Genomic DNA, 23231 nt, shown 5'->3' on the forward strand with positions numbered 1-23231 from the left:
GAGTATTTTTAAAAGGAGTATATCAATGGAAGATAAAGCATTAGTTGGCCAATCTGCCGCGAAATTGGTTGAAAATCACACGACGGTTGGGATCGGTTCCGGCTCAACCGCACAATACTTCATCGTAGCCTTGGCTGAACGCGTGAAAGATGAAAACTTGGAATTGACACTCGTCGCCACTTCTGAAGAATCCAAAAAACTCGCCGAATCTCTCGGTATGCCAGTGAGCGACATGACTGATATCGATCACGTGGATTTAACGATCGATGGGGTGGATGAATTCACTGATAATAACGATGGAATCAAAGGTGGTGGTGGCTGCCTTCTCGAAGAAAAAATCGTAGCGATCAATAGTGAACGTGTCGTCTGGCTCGCTGAAGAACGTAAACACGTGGAAACACTCGGTCAATTCCCATTGCCGATCGAAGTCATCAAAAATGGTAGTGAACAGTTGAAGGAACGTTTGGAAGCGAAAGGCTACAAACCAGAATGGCGTATGACGGATGAAGGCGAACGCTTCCGAACCGACAACGATAATTACATCTTGGACTTACACCTCGAACAGATCGATGATCCGAAAGCTCTAGCATTGGAACTGATCCAAATGGTCGGCGTTGTTGAAACTGGATTGTTCCTAGGAATTACGGAGCGTATTCTCTTAGCACGTGACGGTAAAGTTTACTGGAACGACGGGGAAAGTTTCGAATAATAGATGACAAATGAATAAAAGGAAAGGGTACTCAGTAATTGATATTGGGTACTCTTTTTTTTACTTTTGAAACATATAACTAATTTATCATAAAACGCTTGATTAAATTTTCAGAATTTATTAAAATATATTCAACGTTCAAACAATATGTGTTGAGGAGGATGCATGATGAGAAAATTTAAGCGTGGAATGTTGATTGGTTTGGCTGCTATTGCACTAGCGGCGTGTGGGTCGGGGAATAGTACATCTGATAATAATAGCGGCGATAGTGCTTCGAATAGTGAGGATAAACAAGTCCTTAACTGGAGTGAAAGTGCTGAATTACCAACAATGGATACCACAATGGTAGAAGATGTTGCCAGCAGTGATATCTTAGCGAATACTACGGAAGGATTATATCGCAAGACTTTAGAGGAAAATGAATATGAGAATGCAATGGCTATCGGGGATCCTGAGATTAGCGAAGATGGTAAAACATACACCTTTAAACTTCGTGAAGATGCGACTTGGTCAAATGGTGATCCAGTAACTGCCAATGACTTTGTATTTGCATGGCAACGTTTTGTTGATCCAGAGCAAGCGGCACCAATGAACTTTCTGATTGATGGGTTAGTTGCTAATGCAACAGAAATTATTGCAGGTGAAAAACCAAAAGAAGAACTCGGGGTCAAGGCTGTTGATGATCACACGTTGGAAGTCACTTTTGAAAATGTGTACCCATACTGGAAACAATTATTATCAATGACCTCTTTTGCGCCTCTAAATCAAAAATTTGTGGAAGAGAAGGGTGATCAATACGGGACAAATTCAGATAACACCCTCTATAATGGACCATTTATTCTTGATAACTGGGATGGTACAGGCTTAGAGTGGCAGTTAGTGAAGAACGATAGCTATTGGGACAAGGATAAGGTACAACTCGACCAAATTAACTACAATGTCGTTAAAGAAACGAATACAGCAATGAACCTATTCCAATCTGGTGAAATTGATTACGCACCAATTAGTGGCGAGTACGTACAGCAAGTTCAGGGTGATCCGCAGCTTAAAGAGTTAGCAGAATCATCAGTTTTCCATATTCAAATGAATCAACAAAGAGATGGTGGGGAAACGCCATTAGCTAATGAACATATTCGTCGTGCCATTACGAGTGCGATTGATCGTGAAAGTTTAGTTAAAGATGTTTTGAAGGATACCTCAATTCCATCTAATTACTTTGTTCCTAAAGGCATGACGAAGGATGAAGAAACAGGTAAAGATTTCCGTGAAATTAGCGGTGAGAACATGACACAATTCGATCCAGAATTGGCACAAGAAGAATTCAAAAAAGGTTTGGAAGAAATCGGTCAGGATAGCATTCAGTTAGAATTGCTTGGTTATGATACGGACGCGGCAAAGAGTAATATGGAATTCTTGCAAGGACAGCTGCAACAGAACTTGCCAGGACTAACGATTCAGATCACTTCTGTGCCGTTCAAGAATGGAATCGCTAAAATGAATGCTGGTGAATACGATATCAACTTGAGAGGTTGGGGTGCAGACTTCGCAGATCCAATTAACTTCTTAAGTCTGTATGAACAAGGTAACTCACAAAACACTGGAAGTTACGAAAACCCAGAATACAACCAGTTGATCCAACAGGCACAAAATGAAACAGATGCTTCTAAACGTCTAGAGATGTTAGCAGAAGCAGAAAAAATCTTGGTAGAAGATGATGCAGCAGTCGCACCACTTTATCAAAGATCCCAGAGCTACTTGTTGAATGACCGTGTACAGAATGTTGGACTATATCCAGTAGGTGACCACGTTAGCTTTAAATGGGCATCAGTAAAATAGAGATATAGGGATTGATACTTGAATGCAGAACACTTGGTTTGTCGCCGAGTGTTCTTTTTTATTGAAAAAATGTCGTGATCGTAAAAAGTGATCATTAAGATAGTTTATTCCTACTTGTGTAAATTGTCAGAATTAAGTAAACTGTATCAAACTTTTAATACTAAATTTTAAGGAGGAAAAGAGATGAAGGGTTTAAAACGAGGGGTATTGATCGGACTCGCTACTATTGCCTTGGCAGCGTGTGGATCGGGGAATGATGCATCTAATAGTGGCGGTGGCGGCCAATCTGCTGATGGCGATGGCAAACAAGTATTAAATTGGAGTACGAGTTCAGAATTGCCAACAATGGATATTACCATGGCAAGTGATACAGCAAGTAGTAACATCTTAGCGAATACGAGTGAAGGCTTGTATCGTAAGACGCTAGAGCCAGATACGTATGAAAACGCGCTAGCTACTGGAGAGCCAGAAATTAGTGAAGACGGAAAGGTATACACGTTCAAACTTCGCGATGACGTGAAATGGTCGAATGGCGATCCAGTAACAGCTAATGATTTCGTTTACGCATGGCAACGTATGGTTGATCCTGACCAAGCAGCACCGATGAACTTTTTAATAGAAGGTTTTGTAAAGAATGCCACAGAAATCATTGCTGGTGAAAAACCAAAAGAAGAACTTGGGGTCAAGGCAGTTGATGATCATACGTTGGAAGTCACTTTTGAAAATGTATATCCATATTGGAAGCAATTGTTATCCATGTCATACTTTGCGCCTTTGAACCAGAAGTTTGTGGAAGAGAAAGGTGATCAATACGGAACAACTTCTGATAATACGCTCTACAATGGCCCATTTATCTTGGACAACTGGGATGGTACAGGTTTGGACTGGCAATTAGTCAAGAATGATAGTTACTGGGATAAAGATAACGTGAAGTTGGATCAGATTAACTATAATGTCGTTAAAGAAACCAACACAGCGATGAACTTGTTCCAATCCGGCGAAGTAGATTACGCACCAGTTAGCGGTGAATATGTGCAACAGGTTGAAGGAGATCCACAACTGAAAGAATTACCGCAAGCTTCCGTATTCTATGTACAGATGAATAGAGAACGTGACGGTAAAGAAACACCTTTAGCAAATGAACACATTCGTCGCGCTATCTCCGCAGCGATTAACCGCGACAGTCTGATCAAAGATGTACTGAAAGACAGTTCTCTACCAGCGACCTACTACGTGCCGAAAGATATGACAATCGACGAAAAGACTGGGAAAGATTTCCGTGAAATTAATGGCGATCAGATGGTGAAATTTGATCCAGAATACGCTAAAGAAGAATTTAAGAAAGGACTCGAAGAACTCGGTCAGGATAGCCTTCAATTAGAATTGTTAGGATATGACTCTGATACAGCGAAGAGCATCTTGGAATTCATGCAGGGACAACTCCAACAGAACTTGCCAGGATTGAGCATTCAAATCACTTCTGTACCATTCAAGAATGGATTAGCAAAGATTGATGCTGGGGATTATGACTTGAATGTTAGTGGTTGGTCTGCAGACTTCTCTGATCCGATTAACTTCCTGAGTCTCTACCAAAAAGGGAACCCGCAAAACAGCAGTGGCTACGATAATCCAGAATACGATGCATTGATCCAACAAGCACAGAATGAGACGGACGCTTCGAAACGTCTAGATCTTTTAGCAAAAGCTGAAAAGATGTTAGTCGAAGATGATGCAGCCTTTGCGCCACTGTATCAAAAAGCAGCGAGTTACTTACTCAACGAACGTGTTGAGAACGTAGGATTGTACCCAGCAGGAGACAACTTGAGCTTCAAGTGCGCGTCCGTAAAATAAACTAAAAATTAACACCAATTCCAGAGGTATTTCGTTTGATAAATGAACGGAATACCTTTTTATGTGAGGAAAAATAACATGATCTATAAAAACTATCATAATAAATAGGATATAGTCTTGCGAAAAGGTTCAGAATTCGATAAAATATAATCAATATTCAAAGATGGTTATGAGGGGGAGAAGTATGAAAGGATTAAAAAGAGGCGTGTTAATCGGATTAGCCGCCATTGCATTAGCAGCCTGTGGGTCAAATGGTGATTCTTCTAATGGTGGCAATGCATCTGGTGGTGAAGGTCAACAAGTCCTCAATTGGACAGAAAGTGCCGAATTACCAACGATGGACGTTACACTATCGAGTGACACGGCAAGTAGCAATATTTTAGCGAATACGAGTGAAAGTTTGTATCGTAAAACGCTAGAACCGAATGAATACGAAGATGGTATAGCGGTCGGCGATCCAGAAATTAGCGAAGACGGTAAAGTGTATACTTTTAAACTTCGTGAAGATGCCAAATGGTCGAATGGGGAACCTGTCACTGCTAATGATTTTGTCTATGCATGGCAACGCTTTGCTGATCCTGAGCAAGGGGCTTCAATGAACTTTTTGATGGACGGATTGATTGAGAATGCAACTGAAGTCATGGCAGGTGAAAAACCTAAGGAAGAACTTGGCGTTCGGGCAGTTGATGATCATACGTTGGAAGTGACGTTTGAGAATGTGTACCCGTATTGGCAACAGGTACTCTCTATGACTTACTTCGCACCTTTGAACCAAAAATTTGTGGAAGAAAAGGGCGATAAATATGGTACAACATCCGAAGATACGCTCTACAACGGACCGTTTATTTTGGATAATTGGGACGGTACGGGTCTCGAATGGCAGTTAGTGAAGAACGATAATTACTGGGATAAAGATACCGTACAGTTAGATCAAATTAACTACGATGTTGTTAAAGAGACCAATACTAGAATGAACTTGTTCCAATCTGGGGAATTGGACTACGCACCAATCGGTGGAGAATATGTTCAACAGGTTCAAGGGGATCCACAACTCAAGGACGCTCCGGTAGCAGGTGTGTTTTATGTTCAAATGAATAGAGTACGTGATGGTGAAGAAACGCCTTTATCCAATGAACATATTCGTCATGCGATTACGTCCGCAATTGACCGTGAAAGTTTAGTACAAAATGTTGTTCAGGATAATTCAATTCCATCAAATTACTACGTGCCAAAAGATATGAGCTTTGATGAAGAATCAGGAAAAGATTTCCGTGAAATCAATGGTGATAATATGGTTAAATTTGATCCTGAATATGCCAAACAAGAGTTTGAAAAGGGATTGGAAGAACTTGGGCAGGATAGCATTCAATTAGAGTTACTCGGTTATGATACAGATGGAGCGAAGAGTGCTATGGAATTCCTACAAGGGCAATTGCAACAAAACTTGCCAGGATTGAGCCTTCAGATCACTTCCGTACCATTCAAGAATGGAATTGCCAAAATCAATGCTGGTGATTATGACATCAATGTGAGTGGATGGGCAGCCGACTTTGCGGATCCAATCAACTTCTTAAGTCTTTACGAGAAGGGTAATCCACAGAATACTAGTGGTTATGATAACCCCGAGTATGATGCATTAATCGAACAAGCTCAAAATGAAACGGATGATACCAAACGTTTGGAAATCTTAGCACAGGCAGAAAAAATGTTAATTGAAGACGATGCAGAACTGGCACCACTGTATCAAAATGTACAAAGTTACTTATTGAATGAACGTGTTGAAAATGTAGGTATCTTCCCAGCAGGAGATAAATTGAGCTTTAAGTGGGCATCGGTTAAGTAATAAGTGTCTAAACAAAAAAGAACACTTGGCGGTGTATAACTGCTGAGTGTTCTTTTTCGATAAAATGACTTAAAAAGTGCGAATATTGTATAAAAAATGTAATTTTCGCACATATGAACGACGATTTGTGGTATTATTTCCCTAATAGCCAAAAGATTACTGCAATTATCAACCAAAGACTACCGATGAAGAGACCTTTGATGTACCAATGTCCAATGCGACGAGATAGTGGTTGCTTTGGCTCGGTGTCATCTGATGTCGCTTCTCTTGGTGAGAACAGTCGCGTACCGACGCGTTGCCACATTGCATAGAAGGTATCGAACGTTCCATCGTTCAGCACCCACATGAAGAGACAGACGATGAGGACGGTCGCACTGAATGCGAAAAAGTGGTTACTGAGAGTTGTCCAGAGTGAATCATCGGACGGTATGATGAGTGCAGTAAACAGAGGCAAAAGGCAAAATGCTAGGGACCAAAATTTATTCATGTAATATCCTTTCTACGTCATTATGCTATTTAAATTAATTATACCTTAGGAGGTGAAACAATCGATGAAATCATATGCAAAGTTTCTTTTGAGACGTATCTTTTTTATGATTCTGACATTGTTTTTAATTGCGAGTGTCACATTCTTCTTAATGAAGTTACTACCAGGGACACCATTTACAAACGAAAATAAATTGTCACCAGACCAGATCTATATCATGAACGAAAAGTATGGGTTGAATGATCCGTTAATTGTTCAATATGGGAATTATATGTTGAATTTGTTGAAGGGTGACTTAGGCATTTCCTTCCAGTTCAACAACACACCAGTGACACAGTTATTGAGTAATCGTATCGGGCCATCTCTACAGCTCGGTGCACAGGCAATGGTTGTCGGAACACTCATCGGGACGGTATTCGGTGTGCTATCTGCCATGTACCGTAATAGTTGGATCGATTCTTCATTGACTTTCCTATCTATCCTAGGTCAGTCAATTCCAAACTTCGTGTTCGCAGTGGTTCTTCAGTTGATCTTTGCGGTGAAATTAAATTGGTTCCCAATCGCATTGTGGGATCAGGGATTTATGAGCTCTGTTTTACCAACGATTGCTCTAGCAATTGCACCGCTCGGAACTTCGGCACGTTTCGTACGTACTGAAATGGTCGACGTGATGAGTTCAGACTACATTGAATTGGCACGTACGAAAGGGTTGAGTACCACATCCGTAGCGTTTAAACACGGTGTGCGTAATGCGTTGATTCCGCTGGTAACGATCCTCGGACCAATGGCGATCGCATTGATGACTGGTTCGATGGTTGTGGAAAACATCTTCTCCGTACCAGGGATTGGGGAACAATTCGTTAAATCAATCACGACGAATGACTACCCAACAATTATGGGTGTGACATTACTTTACTCAGGATTATTAGTGTTTATCTTATTAGTGGTCGACATCTTATACGGAATTATCGATCCACGTATTCGTGTCAGTTCAGAAGGAGGTCGTTAAGATGAGTGAAAAAGTGACGACAAACTATCCAGAAATTAGTGCAGATAAATTCCGTCCAGCTGGTGATAATAGTACACATCACGAAGCTGAAAAAATTGCTGCACCATCTTTGAGCTTCCTCCAAGATTCATGGCGCCGTTTGAAGAAAAATAAAGTCGCTGTTTTCTGTTTGTTCGTATTGATTATCGTGTCAATCGTCGCATTTTTAGCGCCGGTCTTAGCACCATATAACTATGCGGAACAGAATCCATCCTTTTCAAACTTGCCACCAAAGATTCCAGGATTAGAAACCCTCGGTATCTTTGATGGTACGCAGAAGAATACGTTAGGGACGGCAATTGATGTCTACCAGAATAAAGGTGTTCCAGAGGGGACTTACTTTTATCTTGGTACGGATGCGCTCGGTCGTGACCTGTTATCGCGTATCTTATACGGTACCCGTGTATCATTGATTATCGGTTTTGTGGCAGCAATCTTGAACTTGTTCATCGGTGTACCATACGGCATTATTTCCGGTTGGTGCGGCGGCAAGATTGATACAGTGATGCAACGTATCATTGAAGTGCTCTCCGGTATTCCTAACTTAGTGGTCGTTATTTTGCTCTTGTTAGTGTTGCGCCCAGGGATTATCTCTATCATTATCGCGTTGGCATTGACCGAATGGATCACTATGGCCCGTTTAGTTCGTGCGGAAACATTAAAGGTTAAGAACATGGAGTATGTCCTCGCAGCAAAGAGTCTCGGTGAATCACCGTTCAAGATTGCGATTAAACATATCTTGCCGAATATTTCCGGTGTGATTATTATTCAAACGATCTTCGCGATTCCATCGGCCATCTTCTTCGAAGCGTTCTTGAGCTTTATCGGTCTCGGTATTCCGGCGCCGGAAGCTTCGCTCGGTACGTTGATCAACGATGGTTACAAGACATTCCGCTTCTTGCCACACTTGATGTGGTACCCAGCTGGTGTTCTTTGTATCGTAATGATTTCGTTCAACATGTTGGCTAATGGTCTGCGTGACGCGCTCGACCCTAAGACAACAGATTAGGAGGTAAGCCATGAGTGAAAAAATATTAGAAGTCAAAGACTTAGAAATTGGATTTGACACCTTTTCCGGTGAAGTCCAAGCGATCCGTGGCGTCTCCTTCGATCTGAAAAAAGGTGAAACACTGGCCATCGTGGGGGAATCCGGTTCAGGTAAATCCGTAACGACACGAAGTATTATTAAGTTGTTGGCATCGAATGCGAACTACAATAACGGACAGATCCTATTCCACGGTGATGATCTATTGAAGAAATCTGAAAAAGAAATGCAAGACATCCGTGGTAACAACATCTCGATGATTTTCCAGGATCCGATGACCAGTTTGAATCCAGTCATGCGTATTGGTGATCAGATTGCTGAACCGATTCGTATTCACCAGAACGTGTCTAAGAAAGCAGCACGTGAGCGCGCACTGGAATTGTTGAAGGCAGTGGGTATGCCAAACGCTGAAAAACGTATGCGTGACTATCCGCACCAATTCTCCGGTGGACAGCGTCAGCGTATCGTGATTGCGATTGCGATGGCGAGTGAGCCGGAAATTTTGATCGCTGACGAACCGACAACAGCGTTGGATGTAACGATTCAGGCGAAGATTTTGGATATGATGAACCAATTGAAGGAAGAAAAGGAATCCTCCATCATCTTCATCACGCACGACCTCGGTGTTGTTGCGAATATCGCTGATCGTGTCGCCGTTATGTATGCCGGAAAGATTGTAGAGTACGGAACTGCCGAAGAAATCTTCTACAACCCGCAACATCCATATACGTGGGGATTGATTACTTCTATGCCAACGCCTGACACAGAGGATCGTTTATTATCTATTCCAGGGACACCGCCAGATTTATTGGATCCGCCAAAAGGTGATGCCTTTGCCTTGCGTAGTGATTATGCGATGGCGATCGATTTCGAAGAAAAACCGCCATACTTCCAGTTGTCTGAGACGCATGCAGCTGCCACGTGGCTCTTGCACCCAGATTGTCCGAGTGTGGAACCACCGCTTGAGATTTTGAATCGCTATAAGACCTTCCAACATCTCAAACAAGAAGGAAAAATCGAAAATATCACATCAGTTGGTACAGTGAAAGACCAATATCAACGTTATTTGGAATCAAAAAGTAAGGGGGCAGACGCCTAATGACAACAGAACGACAACCATTACTTGAAGTCAAACACTTGAAACAATACTTCAATGCGGGGACCAAGAAGGAAGTTCGCGGTGTCGATGACGTCTCCTTCGAAATCTATCCGGGTGAAACGTTCGGACTTGTTGGGGAGTCCGGTTCTGGTAAGACGACAACCGGTCGTACCATTATGCGCTTATTGGAACCGACAGATGGTGAAGTTAACTTTGATGGTACTAACGTCTTAGATCTCAAATCTCGCAGTGAGATGCAGCAGTTCCGTAAAGACATGCAGATGATTTTTCAGGATCCTTATGCTTCATTGAATCCACGTATGAAAGTGGAAGATATCATTGCAGAAGGATTGGATATCCATGGTTTGGCTGGTAATAAAGAGGAACGTAAAGCGCGCGTCAGAGAATTATTAGAGACGGTAGGATTGAATGCGGAACATGCGACACGTTACCCACATGAATTCTCAGGTGGGCAGCGTCAACGTATTGGTATTGCGCGTGCGATTGCGGTTGATCCAAAAATGATTATTGCCGACGAACCGATTTCGGCGTTGGACGTATCGATTCAGGCACAGGTCATCAATTTATTGGAAGAACTCCAAGACAAATTTAACTTGACGTACTTATTCATCGCTCACGACCTCTCAATGGTGAAATACATCAGTGATCGTATCGGCGTTATGTACAAAGGTAAATTAGTCGAACTCGCTGAAGCGGATGAATTGTACTACAACGCCTTGCATCCATATACGGAGAGTTTATTGTCCGCAGTGCCATTGCCGGATCCAATGTACGAGGCAACTCGTCAGCGTATCGACTACGACCATCAAGACTTTACAGGAAACGAAGAAATGCTGGAAGTTGTTCCAGGACACTTCGTATATACTGAACCGGATAAGTTGTACGAATTAGTCAACAAACATGCCGCAAAGTCTAAATTAGATAAAAACCAAACCACAATTGAAAAAATCAATTAAAAAAGTATTAAAACAGAGCTTCTGCCTGAAAAATAGGCGAAAGCTCTGTTTTTTGTTGGTATAATAGATTGAAATGAAAGCGCTAAAGAAAGAAGGCTAGACAATGAAAAAGATTATTAATCAAACAGATACGGTTGTCTCTGAAATGGTCAGCGGACTCGTACGCACACACGATGAACTTGTCCATCGCATTGAAGGTACAGAGGTAGTGGCGCGTAATTTACCACATTCAGGAAAAGTTGGCTTAATATCAGGTGGCGGTAGTGGTCACGAACCGGCGCATGCTGGCTTTGTGGGAGAAGGGATGCTTTCTGCGGCCGTCTGTGGAGAAGTTTTTACTTCGCCAACACCAGATCAAATTCTAAAAGCTATTGAAGAAGCTGATGAAGGGGCAGGCGTGTTCATGATCGTTAAGAATTATTCTGGCGATGTCATGAACTTCGAAATGGCTGAGGAAATGGCCGAAATGGAAGATATTACAGTTAAACATATTGTGGTTGACGATGATATCACTGTCGCTAAGACGGCTACCCAGGGGCGTCGCGGTGTTGCGGGGACAATTCTTGTACATAAAATTTTAGGTTATGCTGCTCAACGAGGCTATTCGCTCGATCAGATCAGCGAGCTCGCAGAACAACTCGTCGCCAATATTTGGACGATTGGCTTGGCGTTATCTGGTGCAACCGTACCAGAAGTCGGTAAACCAGGTTTTGAATTAGCTGATGACGAGATTGAATTTGGTATTGGTATTCACGGTGAGCCAGGGTATCAACGTGAAAAAATTCAACCCTCTAAAGCCATGGCTAATGAACTTGTGGACAAATTATTATCAGAAGTCGCAACGAATGCGCCAAAAGGTTATGGTATTTTAGTCAATGGTATGGGTGCTACGCCACTTATGGAACAATATATTTTTGCAAATGATGTGATGGATTTACTTGAGAATAAGGAAATGACGGTAGCGTTCAAAAAAGTCGGTAATTTGATGACATCGATTGACATGGCTGGGATTTCTTTGACCATCATTGCGTTGCAAGATGATCTCTGGGTAGAAGCGCTCAACGCACCAGTTGAAACGATCGCATGGTAGGAGGTAATGATCGATGAATACAGAACAAGCGATGACATGGCTCAAAATTTTTAACGAAAGAATTCAAGAGAATAAGGCTTATTTATCTGAACTCGATACACCAATCGGCGATGGCGATCATGGGAGTAATATGGCGCGTGGCATGTCAGCATGCATGGAAATGTTAGAGAAACAATCACCGGAAACTAGTGCAGAGGTATTGAAGACAGCTGCTATGCAGTTGTTGAGTAAAGTTGGTGGGGCATCTGGTCCGCTGTACGGCTCTGCTTTTCTCGGTATGTCTAGAGCAGCAGACGGCACGCTTGCGGATATGATTCAAAATGGTGCTGATCAAATTGCGCATCGTGGAAAATCAACAACAGGTGAAAAAACGATGCTTGATGTCTGGACACCAGTGGCAGAAAAGTTACATGATGAATCATTGGCAACAGAATATATTCAATCGTTGGTGGAACAAACAAAGGATATGAAAGCCACAAAAGGACGTGCTTCCTACTTAGGAGAACGCTCCATCGGTCATATTGACCCAGGCGCTGCATCATCTGGATTATTATTTGAAGCACTGGTTGATGCGTTAGCAGGTGAAAACAATGAGTAAAGAAACAGTAGGTATTGTACTGGCCTCACATTCAAAATCACTGGTGGAAGGTGTGATTCAGCTACTCGAAGCAGTCGGACAAGATGTTTCCTTAACGTATGCTGGAGGATTGCCAGATGGTGACTTAGGATCTGATTTTGAAACCGTTACAACAGCGATTGAAAGTAATGAAAAAGAACAGTTATTAGCTTTTTATGATCTCGGTTCTGCTAAAATGAATTTAGAAATGGCTGCAGAAATGACGGATAAAAAAGTACAACTGATGGCCACAGCCTTTGTGGAAGGTGCTTATACAGCGACTGCTTTGTTGCAGGCAGATGCTGAAATCGATGAGATTATGGCACAATTAGATGATGTAAAGATTAATAAATAACCAACATAAAACCGTGTAGCGTGGGATGCTACACGGTTTCTTTATGCTTAGTGTTTCGCTTTAGCTGGTGATTTCGCGAGTTTTTTCTGTTTCTTCGCTTCGCGTTCTTTTTCGTCTTCTTTGTCCATCATACTCTTAATGGCGATACCAGCGATTAAAGTGACATACCATAAAATTTTGAGGTTACGTTTCTTCTGTTGGCTACTCATAGTCATGTTCCTTTCTTTTGGGACTTCTTCGTCAGTATATCAAAAAAGTTACTTTAAGGCATATCAAAACCGTGTGATTGCAATGTGTGATAGAATAATTCAGTATAACAATTTTGAGAAGGAGCGACCATCTATGACAGTAGTAGGTATAGACAAGATTGGATTCTACACTGCCCCATATTATCTCGATATGACCGACTTGGCTCACGCTAGAAATGAAGAGCCTGACAAATTCAAAATCGGCTTAGGCCAAGAAAAACAAACTGTGACGCCTGTGACGCAGGATGCGGTCACTTTAGCAGCAAATGCGAGCGAACCGATTTTAGACGATACCGATAGAGAAAAGATTGATTTAGTAATCTTTGCGACAGAGAGCGGTGTCGATCAATCAAAAGCGGGTGCTATCTACTTGCATCATTTATTAGGCATTCAATCACATGCGCGTTCGATCGAAGTAAAGGAAGCGTGCTACAGCGGTACGTATGGTTTGCAGGCAGCCTGTGATTATATCCATCGCCATCCCGAGCGTCGTGCATTAGTCGTTGCCTCTGATGTGGCGCGTTACGGACTTAAGAGTGGTGGCGAAGCAACGCAGGGTGGCGGTGCCGTCGCTATGGTTGTGAGCGCTGATCCACGTATTGCAGTGGTGAATGATGATGCCGTCTTTTCATCAAAAGATATCATGGATTTTTGGCGTCCAAACTACCGTAGTACAGCGGTAGTCGATGGGCACTATTCTAATGAACAATATCTCGCACAGCTGATGGATGTTTGGGGTGCTTACGAACAACGTACCAATAAAGCATTAGCTGATTTTGATGCCTTGTGCTTCCACTTGCCATATACCAAAATGGGAATCAAAGCGATGCGTGAATTGATCGCAAATGAAAACGTGCCTGAAGAAGATCAGACACGTTTGAATGAGAATTTAGAGATTAGCCGTTACTATAATCGCTATGTGGGGAACTTGTATACGGGCTCGCTCTATCTCAGTCTATTAAGTTTACTTGCACGTACGGATACATTGGCAGCTGATGATACGATCGGTATGTACAGTTACGGTTCCGGTGCAATGAGTGAGTTCTTCTCATTAACTTTGGTTGACGGTTTCCAATCTGAAATTGATCGCCAGGGTATCGAAGAATTACTCGATGCACGCCAGAAAGTTTCTGTTGCTGAATACGAAGAATTATTCAGTGAAGAACGTCCGACTGACGGTAGTCATGTGACATTTGAGCCACACAATGACGGTGATGTTTTCCGCTTATTAGAGATGGAGGGACATCGTCCACATTACGGCAAATCAAACGCTTAGTGTGTTTGTCGCCATTCATTTAATATACGAATCGCCTCGTCTTCACTGACGTGTGCGACATCATCAAATTGGGCGCTGACCGGTTGAATTTCTTCCGGTTTGGCGCCTATTTTTGTGAGCAGTGTGCGGAGTTGGAGTTTCATATGGCCGTGCTGGATCCCTTCACCGACCAGTGCACGTAAGGCCGCAAAATTCTGTGCTAAGCCAACAGCAGCGATAATACCCATTAAAGTTTCCGCATTTGGCTGACGTAATAATTCATGTGCTGTCTGTGCGGTTGGATGCACTTTGACCGAACCACCCACTGTCCCAATTGGCATCGGCAGTGTTAATTCACCGTTAAGTGTTTCATTTTCCATATCGAGCGTCCAGGTGGCGAGACCGCGGTATGAGCCGTTGTGTGCGGCGTAAGTGTGTGCGCCAGCTTCAATCGCGCGCCAGTCGTTACCACTCGCTAAAACGACCGCATCGACACCGTTCATAATCCCCTTGTTGTGGGTTGCAGCACGGTAAGGGTCTGCTTGTGCAAAATCAGATGCCTGGGCGATGCGTTTAGCTACACGTGGTTGTTTTGGCTCTTTATCTAGTGCTTCAAATGGAATCTGAACCTTTGCGGTGACGAGACTCTCAGTCGCAAGGTTCGAAAGGATAGCCATCAGTACTTCTGGGGTTTGATCAATCAATGTTTGGAAGTGTTCAGTGAGGTACTGTCCGGTTGCTTCTAACATCGTATTGATCGTATTAGCACCCATTGCTTCTTTGGTATCAACGACGAAGTAAAGGATATAGAAATCACCTTTATATGCCGTCTTGATATCTACAGCACCACCGCCGCGTTTGACAAGGCTCGGTTTCATACTATTGGTGAATTCGAGGACGTCAGATTTATGCGCAGCCATCCACTCATCCAAAGTCTCGGCATCATCTGAATGAATATTTGAAAAAGCGAGTTGCCCAATCATGCGACGGGAGTGGATCGTCGTTTGGATCCCACCGTTTGCGCGCATGAAACGTGCGCCGTTGCTAGCAGCGGCGATGACGCTCGGTTCCTCGATGGCCATCGGAATGACATATTTCTCACCGTTGATTAAGAAATTAGGCGCAACACCGAACGGTAGGGCATAGCGTCCAATCACGTTCTCCGAGAGTTGGTCAGCGAGTGCGACGGGTAGCGTCTCCCCGTTTAATAGTGCGGTGTACTGTTCGTCAGTGATAAGTTTCTGATCTTTTAGAATCTGTAGCCGTTCAGTGACTGGTTTTTGATAAAAATGATGAAAGGTTTGATTAGCCATCAGAAAGCCCCCTTATTTATGGTTACGATCCCAGTATAACAAATTTCACAAAAAAGCGAGTCAACGTGGCGTGTGGTCTATGCTAGAATAGGTAAGATTATATGGAGGTGAATGGTGTGAGTGAAAAACAATTACTTGATGTGAATGATATGAAGCGTGCGTTGACACGTATGACATATGAGATTCTCGAACGTAATCACGGGACAGAGAATTTAGCCATCGTCGGTATTAAGACGCGTGGGGAAGTGCTGGCTAAATGGATTCAAGGGCGTCTCTACGAACTCGAAGGTATCGAAGTCCCATTCGGTGTGTTAGATATCAGTGGTTATCGAGATGATCAGGATGGCGTACGCGATGTCAAAATCTCGAAAGACGCATCAGATATGAACTTCGATGTGAATAACAAACACATTTTTATTGTTGATGATGTGTTGATGACGGGACGTACCGTCCGTTCAGCAATGGACGCGTTGATCGATTACGGTCGTCCAAGCAAAATGTCTCTAGTGACATTAATTGACCGAGGTCACCGTGAATTACCGATTCGTCCGGACATTGTCGGTAAAAATATCCCAACCAATATCAAAGAATCCGTACACGTCTACGTGCCATCTATCGACGAAAAGACGGGTGTATTCTTATCACAGTAATAAAAAATCTCCTAGCTCTAGACGCATGGTTGTCGAAACTGGGAGATTTTTTTTGTAAGTGAATTCATAATTTATAATGAAAGCGATAACTTAATATGTTAACATATGTGAGTAAATGTATTTGTTAGTGTTTGTTTTTGAGAGGAGGAATAACCTATATGGTAAGTCGCAATAATCATTTAATGCGTGCAAATCGCATGAATGATAAGAAACACCGTTTTGCTGTGAAACGTTTATCGATCGGTGTTGTGTCTGTATTTGTTGGATCGGTCTTTGCTTTATCTAACCAACAAGCACAGGCTGCGGGAGTAGATACGGAAATTCCAACAGCGGAGCAAGTGGATGAAGTTAAAGCTAGCTTCTCCGATGTGAGTGAAATCGCAACCCTCGAAGACATTGAAACGAGTGAAGCTGTTGATCAGACGATCGCTGCTCCTGTAGAGGAAGAAGAAACTGACGTCGAAAAAGAAGTCATCGATGAAAAAGCACTAGCAGCTGATGCAGAAGTAGAGGCAGAAACTGAAGAAGTCTCAGAAGAAGAAGTCTCAGAATCTAAAGAAACAAAAGAAATCACAGCTTATGCGAATGATGACGCAGATACTGAAGAAGAGGTTAACGATGATATTGCTGATGAAGCAGTAATCGCATCTGAAGATCTCAAAGCAGTTATCGACACGCATTTCCCACGCGTGAAGGAATACACCTACAAGGGAGACTACTTCCAAGGTGCGGTTAACGAATTTAACGTGATCGCTGTAAACGGTCAGGCAGTTGCACCAGATGTTGAATTTGAACAAATCGATGAAAAGACCGCACACTACAAGATGTCCATCTTGGACGAAGCTAAGAATATCAATGCATCCTTGACGGTAGAATTGGCAGTCGACAAGAATGCGTTGAAATTCAAAGTTATCGAACTACAAAACCACAATGATGTTGTACCAGGCGAAACAATCGATGACACTACTAAATTGTTAGAAACCATCGCCTTCCCTGACTACTTGATTTCCATCTCCAATGAAGAAGAGGGCGCACACTTTGATGGTGCTAAGATGTCCGTAAATACGCACCAATCTGGAGACCGCCACTTCGATATCAATGGTGAAATCTCAAACAATGATCTTGGCGGTTACATGTATGGCTTCTTAACCAACGGAAACACTAGTGCCGGGGTTTGGACAAACTCACAGTATAGCTTCAGTAGTAGCTACACGAACGACTATACGCGTTTAACAGTGGCACAGCAGGATGCTAATGTCGGTATTCTCGCTTCACCATACTACTATCAGCGCCATCACGAAGGTAAAGTTTACGATGAACGTACGTTCAATGAATTACCAGAAGCGATGGTTATCTTTGCGGACGACTTGAATGAAGACGGTACTGTTGATTGGCAGGACGGTGCGATTGCCTACCGTGACGCAGATGGTGTGAATCATCCATACGGTTACGAATCGGTTCCGGAATTGGTTGCTTACCGTATTTCGATGAACTTCGGTTCTCAAGCACAAAACCCATTCTTAATGGCTTTGGACAATGTGAAGAAGATTGCGTTACACACAGACGGCCTCGGTCAATCCGTTCTCTTGAAGGGTTACGGTAGTGAAGGTCACGACTCTGGTCACTTGAACTATGCAGACGTCGGTGAACGTATGGGTGGCGCTGATGATCTCCGCTTCTTAATCGAAAAAGGTAAAGAATGGGGCGCACGTTTCGGTGTTCACGTGAACGCATCTGAAACATACCCAGAATCACAATACTTCGAACCAGATCGTCTACGTAAAGATAACAACGGTAACTATGCGTACGGCTGGAACTGGCTCGATCAAGGGATCAACATCAATGCCCGTTACGACCTCGCATACGGCCGTTTCGATCGTTTCAAAGACTTCAATAAAGTTGTCGGCGATGATCTCGACTTCGTTTATGTCGACGTTTGGGGTAACGGTCAATCAGGTGACAACAACGCTTGGATGACACACCAATTAGCGAAAGAATTAAACGATCTCGGTTACCGTGCAGCCTTTGAATGGGGTTATGCGGGTGAATATGACTCTACCTTCCAACACTGGGCGGCCGACTTGACATACGGAGGTTACACATTCAAGGGTGTCAACAGTGATATTGCGCGTTTCATCCGTAATCACGAAAAAGACTCATGGGTTGGTAACTACCCACAATACGGTGGTGCCGCATACTACCCATTGCTCGGTGGTTATGACATGAAAGACTTCGAAGGATGGCAAGGACGCAGTGACTATGCGGCTTACATCCACAAACTATACGAAGTGAACTTGCCTTCTAAATTCATCCAGCACTTCAAAGTGGTGAAATGGGAAAAAGGTTCGCCTCTAACATTCACCTTCACTGAAGATGGCAAAGAGAAGAAATATGACTACACACCAGATAAACACATCGTATTAAAAGACGATGATGGTCGTGTATTGGATATTACACGTCAATCAATGGATCCATCTAACAAAGGATTCAAGAAACGTACGATCACATTGGATGGCCGTACCGTGATGGATGGCGATGCTTACTTGATTCCATGGTCATGGGATGCGAGTGGTGAAACACTTGAAAACGACAAGTACTACTACTTCAACTTGGCTGATGGTGAAACCACATGGACATTGCCAGATGAATGGGCAAACAAAGAAGTTTACGTTTACGAATTGACCGATACGGGTAAACAAAACGAACAGAAGATTACCCTTGACGGTACAACCTTGACGTTGAACTTGAAGAAAGATACGCCATACGTTGTTTACAGTGAACCTGCTACAGATCCAGAAGTGGTATGGTCTGAAGGTATGCACATTGTCGACCAAGGATTCAACAGCCGTAATTTGGATGCTTGGGAAATTGAAGGTCAAACTGAAAAAGCCAACATCGTGAACTCTCAAGGTGACAACCCGATGTTAGCGATGGGTGACAACACAGAACGCGTTTCTGTTTCTCAGAAGTTAACAAATTTGAAGCCAAACATGACCTATGCGATCTACACAGGTGTTGATAACCGTAGTAAAGCTAACGCAACGATTACGATTAACACGGGTGAGAAAGTCCTCTCTAACCAAGTAGGACAATCGATTGGTCGCAACTTTATTAAGGCTCACGCTCACAACACTAATAAAGCTACTGCAACGGTTGATAACACCAGTTACTTCCAGAACATGTATGTTTACTTCACAACTGGTGACAATGTTGATAACGTGACGGTGACGCTTTCTCGTGAAGCTGGCGACGGCTTAACTTACTTCGATGACATCCGCATTATGGAAAATGACTCGAAGATGTTCGATGGCCAACACGATACGGATGCTGACGTCCAGATATTCGCACAGGACTTCGAAGACGTGGCACAGGGTATCTTCCCATTCGTTATCGGTAACGTTGAAGGTGTTGAAGATAACCGTACGCACTTGGCAGAATTCCACGAACCATACACGCAACGTGGCTGGAACGACAAGAAGATTTCTGACGTTATCGACGGTAAATGGTCTGTGAAGACAAACGGTCTAGTCGGCAAGGATGCGCTCGTTTACCAGACGGTTCCAGAAACGTTCCGCTTCGAACCAGGTAAAGAATACACGATTAGTTTCGACTACGAAGCTGGTGCGGATGATGCGTATGCTTTCGTTATTGGTCATGCACCGTATGACTACAGCAAGAAAGCATCTGCTGCTGAAAATGCGGACAACATGGAAGTTCACAACATGAAGAAAACATGGGGTGAAGGCAAGGATGAATCAGGTCACTTCGAAGTTACCTTTACTGCAAATGAAAACGGATTGACATGGATCGGTATTGTGTCAACAGCTAAAGGTGTAAGCTCCGAAGAAATGGAAGGTACATCAGGGAATATTGCTAACTTCCGTTCCTACAAAGACTTCATGCTCGACAACTTGCAGATTGAATTGACTGAAAAAGGCGTTAAAGACGACTGGATCACTCGTCCAGAAGATAACGAAATCTTCGAAGAAAATCTTGGTGACTCCACTGATTCTGAAGGTGTCAAGGAAGAATGGATCGATGATGACTACGTTGATCACCGCGATGAAGCATTCGTTGATGAAGAATGGATTGACGATACTGAACAACCAGCTGTTCATGAACAATGGGTGGACCGCATCGAAAATCCAGACGTTGAATCTGAATGGACAGACACAGACATCGAAGCGACATTAGACGAAGAAAACACAGCAACAACGGATGATGCTGTGAAACCTTCAACCGATGCATTAGCTGAACATCATGCCACAGATGCAATTCAAGCTCAGACACCGGAAGCTTCTGCAACACCAGAATTACCACAAACTGGTTTTTCAGCTGCTGGCTTCGGCCTCGGCTTACTCATGTCTGCTGGTGGAGCACTGTTTATGAAGAAGAAACACTAATTCCTTTTTCCTCATAAGTGATTAGCGAAGAGACACAGACTCAAATGAGTTTGTGTCTTTTTTATTTTGAAAAATCATGTATACTAGATATTGAAAACGTTAACAGAAAGTATGAGGTATGGAGATGAAAAAAAGACATTTCACACAGCTGTTGGGATCGACGCTGACAATTTCGAGTTTACTCGTGGTCGCGTCGACACAGGTGCACGCTGAAGAAACCGAAGTCGCTGAATCATTTGCGGTGGAAGTCATAGAAGAGCCATCAGCAGCGGTAGCTACGGAGAATAAAGCACCTGCAACCACTGAATCGAAGAGCGTTAAAGAAGAACTAACAGAACAGGGAATTGCGGGTCGTGTGGTCAATGAAGGTTTACACCATAAACAGGATGACTATCAATCAATCGTTGATGAAGAAGCGCAGTATGACGAAACGAACGTCGGCTTCCAAGGTGATCAATTGAACGGTGAGATCGCCTTAGTCACTGGCGAAGAGGGATTTGAAGAAGTCACAGCTACTGCTTCCGATTTCTATGCCGGTGAAGAAAAAATTGCGAGCGAAAATATTAAAGTGAATTTCTTGAAGGAAACGAGTGCGCATATCGGTCGTGGTGGTAACCATGGAACGATTCCAAAATATCCGAAAGAAAATATTCCAGATATTATTAGTAAACAGGAAACGGTTTCGATTGATTCTGAATCTGTACAACCGGTTTGGCTTGAAATTAATGTACCGAAAGATGCCAAAGCTGGCACATACCAAGGAACCATTGATTTTACTGTCTCAGGCAAAGCAAAACCAATCAAAGTACCATACAGCTTTGAAGTGTTACCACTCGAATTACCAGTGGATAACCGCTTTACCGTGGAACTCTGGCAATATCCATACACTACAGCGCGTTACTACGGTATCTCAGAAGATGAACTCTTTGGAGAAAAACACACTGAAATTTTGCGCGAACACTTGAGAGAGTATAAACGTGCAGGTGGTGATGCGATTACCACTACGGTTACGCATGACCCATGGAATCACCAGACTTACGACAAATACCCTGGCATGGTGAAATGGACGAAACACGAAGATGGCACATTCAGCTTCGACTTCACACAGTTTGATCAGTATGTAACGATCGCTGAAGAAGAAGGCGTCGCAGAGAAGATCAAAGCTTTCTCCATGCTTCCTTGGAATAACCAAGTGCGCTACTATGATGAAGCAGCAGGAAAGAATGTTACTAAGAAGTGGACGAGTGGCACATCAGCTTGGGAAGATGCTTGGGGGCAATTCCTTGAAGCTTTCATTGCGCATTTGGACGAAAAAGGTTGGTTCGACAAGACGTACATTGCGCTCGACGAACGTCCAATTAACGAATTAGGTGCCGTTATCGATCTCGTTAGCATGTATCCAAACAAAGAGGGCAAAATCATTAAAATCAGCGCGGCCATTAACTACGGTGCGACAGATCGCGATATCTTGAATGAATTGGATGATGTGTCGATCAGTATGGATGAATTAGCTGATAAAGAAGATGTACGTGACTTTATTGCGGAACGTCAGGCAGCAGGCAAGCCCACTACGATGTACTCAATGGTCGGTCAATATCCAAACTCCTTCACACGCAGTAATCCAATTGAAGCCGCATGGGTACTCTTATATGCGCGTAGTTTAGGATTCGACGGCTATATGCGTTGGGCGTATGACGCATGGGTAAAAGATCCACTGACAACAGTTGATCACTGGTATTGGGAAAGTGGTGACCCATTCTTCATCTATCCAACTGATGTTGAAGGTGATTACTCACCGAATACCTCACCGCGTTACGAATGGTTGAAAGAAGCTTACCGTCTGATTGCGAAAATTGATTTCCTAGAATCAAACTATCCAAAAGCTAAGGAAGTCTTCCAAGAAATTTTTGATTCATGGGAGAAACTGGAAGGAAAAACCAATCAATATAACGCGATGGAAGCTGCCAGTCCTGAACAAGCGAAAGCTGTGGAAGAAGATGTGCGTCAGCTCATTGAGACAGTCAATCAATTAGCGCGTGAATATGCGGAATCATTGGGTACTGATGACACAGAAGATACTGAAATACCAGCTGAACCAGAAGCACCTGTTTTCGATGCCACATGGGTGGACCATATCGAAAATCCAGACGTTGAATCTGAATGGGCAGACACAGATGTTGAAGCGACATTAGATGAAGAAGACACAGCAACAACGGATGACGCTGTGAAACCTTCAACCGATGCATTAGCTGAACATCATGCCACAGATGCAAATCAAGCTCAGACACCGGAAGCTTCTGCAAAACCAGAATTACCGCAAACTGGTTTTGCAGCAGCTGGACTCGGCCTCGGCTTACTCATGACTGCTGGTGGAGCACTGTTTACGAAGAAGAAAAAATAATCACT

General features: G+C 43.1%; 18 protein-coding genes. 15 read left to right on the top strand and 3 right to left on the bottom strand.

Features of this window, described 5'->3' with window-relative positions:
• The first annotated feature begins 25 nt into the window (after positions 1-25).
• From rpiA to ACWOEX_RS05290, 4 genes are all read left to right on the top strand, one after another.
• Positions 26-709, top strand: a complete 684-nt coding sequence (gene rpiA / locus ACWOEX_RS05275; RefSeq protein ID WP_455298530.1) for a ribose-5-phosphate isomerase RpiA — start codon at positions 26-28, stop codon at positions 707-709.
• A gap of 165 nt (positions 710-874) precedes the next feature.
• Positions 875-2545 (top strand): peptide ABC transporter substrate-binding protein, encoded by a 1671-nt coding sequence (locus ACWOEX_RS05280; RefSeq protein ID WP_455298531.1) that lies wholly within the window; start codon positions 875-877, stop codon positions 2543-2545.
• A gap of 183 nt (positions 2546-2728) precedes the next feature.
• Complete coding sequence (locus ACWOEX_RS05285) at positions 2729-4396, top strand: peptide ABC transporter substrate-binding protein (RefSeq protein WP_455298533.1); 1668 nt, start codon at positions 2729-2731, stop codon at positions 4394-4396.
• Between the two features lie 184 nt (positions 4397-4580).
• The gene (locus ACWOEX_RS05290) at positions 4581-6239 is read left to right on the top strand and encodes a peptide ABC transporter substrate-binding protein (RefSeq protein ID WP_455298534.1); all 1659 of its coding nucleotides are present in this window, start codon (positions 4581-4583) and stop codon (positions 6237-6239) included.
• A gap of 133 nt (positions 6240-6372) precedes the next feature.
• Here ACWOEX_RS05290 and ACWOEX_RS05295 read toward each other — a convergent pair whose 3' ends face one another.
• On the bottom strand, positions 6373-6726 hold the full coding sequence (locus ACWOEX_RS05295; protein WP_455298536.1) for a DUF3899 domain-containing protein: 354 nt from the start codon (positions 6724-6726) through the stop codon (positions 6373-6375).
• Positions 6727-6790: 64 nt separating this feature from the next.
• Here ACWOEX_RS05295 and opp3b point away from each other — a divergent pair, with 64 nt between their 5' ends.
• From opp3b to dhaM, 7 genes are all read left to right on the top strand, one after another.
• Positions 6791-7735, top strand: a complete 945-nt coding sequence (gene opp3b / locus ACWOEX_RS05300) for an oligopeptide ABC transporter permease (protein ID WP_455298537.1) — start codon at positions 6791-6793, stop codon at positions 7733-7735.
• A 1-nt stretch (position 7736) separates the two neighbouring features.
• Positions 7737-8783, top strand: a complete 1047-nt coding sequence (gene opp3C / locus ACWOEX_RS05305) for an oligopeptide ABC transporter permease (protein WP_455298538.1) — start codon at positions 7737-7739, stop codon at positions 8781-8783.
• 10 nt (positions 8784-8793) lie between these two features.
• Positions 8794-9918, top strand: coding sequence for an ABC transporter ATP-binding protein (locus ACWOEX_RS05310; protein WP_455298539.1), 1125 nt, complete (start codon positions 8794-8796; stop codon positions 9916-9918).
• On the top strand, positions 9918-10895 hold the full coding sequence (locus ACWOEX_RS05315) for an ABC transporter ATP-binding protein (protein WP_455298541.1): 978 nt from the start codon (positions 9918-9920) through the stop codon (positions 10893-10895). The genes ACWOEX_RS05310 and ACWOEX_RS05315 overlap by 1 nt, the downstream gene beginning before the upstream one ends.
• A gap of 103 nt (positions 10896-10998) precedes the next feature.
• The gene (gene dhaK, locus ACWOEX_RS05320; protein WP_455298543.1) at positions 10999-11985 is read left to right on the top strand and encodes a dihydroxyacetone kinase subunit DhaK; all 987 of its coding nucleotides are present in this window, start codon (positions 10999-11001) and stop codon (positions 11983-11985) included.
• A gap of 13 nt (positions 11986-11998) precedes the next feature.
• Positions 11999-12583, top strand: coding sequence for a dihydroxyacetone kinase subunit DhaL (gene dhaL / locus ACWOEX_RS05325; RefSeq protein ID WP_455298544.1), 585 nt, complete (start codon positions 11999-12001; stop codon positions 12581-12583).
• Positions 12576-12956 carry a dihydroxyacetone kinase phosphoryl donor subunit DhaM gene (dhaM, locus tag ACWOEX_RS05330; RefSeq protein ID WP_455298545.1) on the top strand — a complete coding sequence of 127 codons (381 nt, stop codon included), beginning with the start codon at positions 12576-12578 and terminating at the stop codon, positions 12954-12956. The genes dhaL and dhaM overlap by 8 nt, the downstream gene beginning before the upstream one ends.
• A gap of 47 nt (positions 12957-13003) precedes the next feature.
• On the opposite strand, the gene ACWOEX_RS05335 is transcribed toward dhaM, so the two are convergent.
• Complete coding sequence (locus ACWOEX_RS05335) at positions 13004-13165, bottom strand: hypothetical protein (protein ID WP_455298546.1); 162 nt, start codon at positions 13163-13165, stop codon at positions 13004-13006.
• Positions 13166-13298: 133 nt separating this feature from the next.
• On the opposite strand from ACWOEX_RS05335, the gene ACWOEX_RS05340 reads away from it, so the two are divergent.
• Positions 13299-14480 carry a hydroxymethylglutaryl-CoA synthase gene (locus ACWOEX_RS05340; RefSeq protein WP_455298547.1) on the top strand — a complete coding sequence of 394 codons (1182 nt, stop codon included), beginning with the start codon at positions 13299-13301 and terminating at the stop codon, positions 14478-14480.
• On the opposite strand, the gene ACWOEX_RS05345 is transcribed toward ACWOEX_RS05340, so the two are convergent.
• A complete protein-coding gene (locus ACWOEX_RS05345; protein WP_455298549.1) occupies positions 14477-15772 on the bottom strand; it encodes a hydroxymethylglutaryl-CoA reductase, degradative in 1296 nt (431 codons plus the stop codon). The two genes, ACWOEX_RS05340 and ACWOEX_RS05345, sit on opposite strands and share 4 nt — an antisense overlap.
• A gap of 116 nt (positions 15773-15888) precedes the next feature.
• Here ACWOEX_RS05345 and pyrR point away from each other — a divergent pair, with 116 nt between their 5' ends.
• The 3 genes from pyrR to ACWOEX_RS05360 all read left to right on the top strand — a co-directional run bounded on the left by pyrR (position 15889) and on the right by ACWOEX_RS05360 (position 23226).
• On the top strand, positions 15889-16422 hold the full coding sequence (gene pyrR / locus ACWOEX_RS05350) for a bifunctional pyr operon transcriptional regulator/uracil phosphoribosyltransferase PyrR (protein ID WP_455298551.1): 534 nt from the start codon (positions 15889-15891) through the stop codon (positions 16420-16422).
• A gap of 158 nt (positions 16423-16580) precedes the next feature.
• A complete protein-coding gene (locus ACWOEX_RS05355) occupies positions 16581-20825 on the top strand; it encodes an endo-alpha-N-acetylgalactosaminidase family protein (protein ID WP_455298552.1) in 4245 nt (1414 codons plus the stop codon).
• A 124-nt stretch (positions 20826-20949) separates the two neighbouring features.
• Positions 20950-23226, top strand: coding sequence for a glycoside hydrolase domain-containing protein (locus ACWOEX_RS05360; RefSeq protein ID WP_455298554.1), 2277 nt, complete (start codon positions 20950-20952; stop codon positions 23224-23226).
• Positions 23227-23231: the final 5 nt, after the last annotated feature.

This window comes from Aerococcus vaginalis, assembly GCF_053762225.1.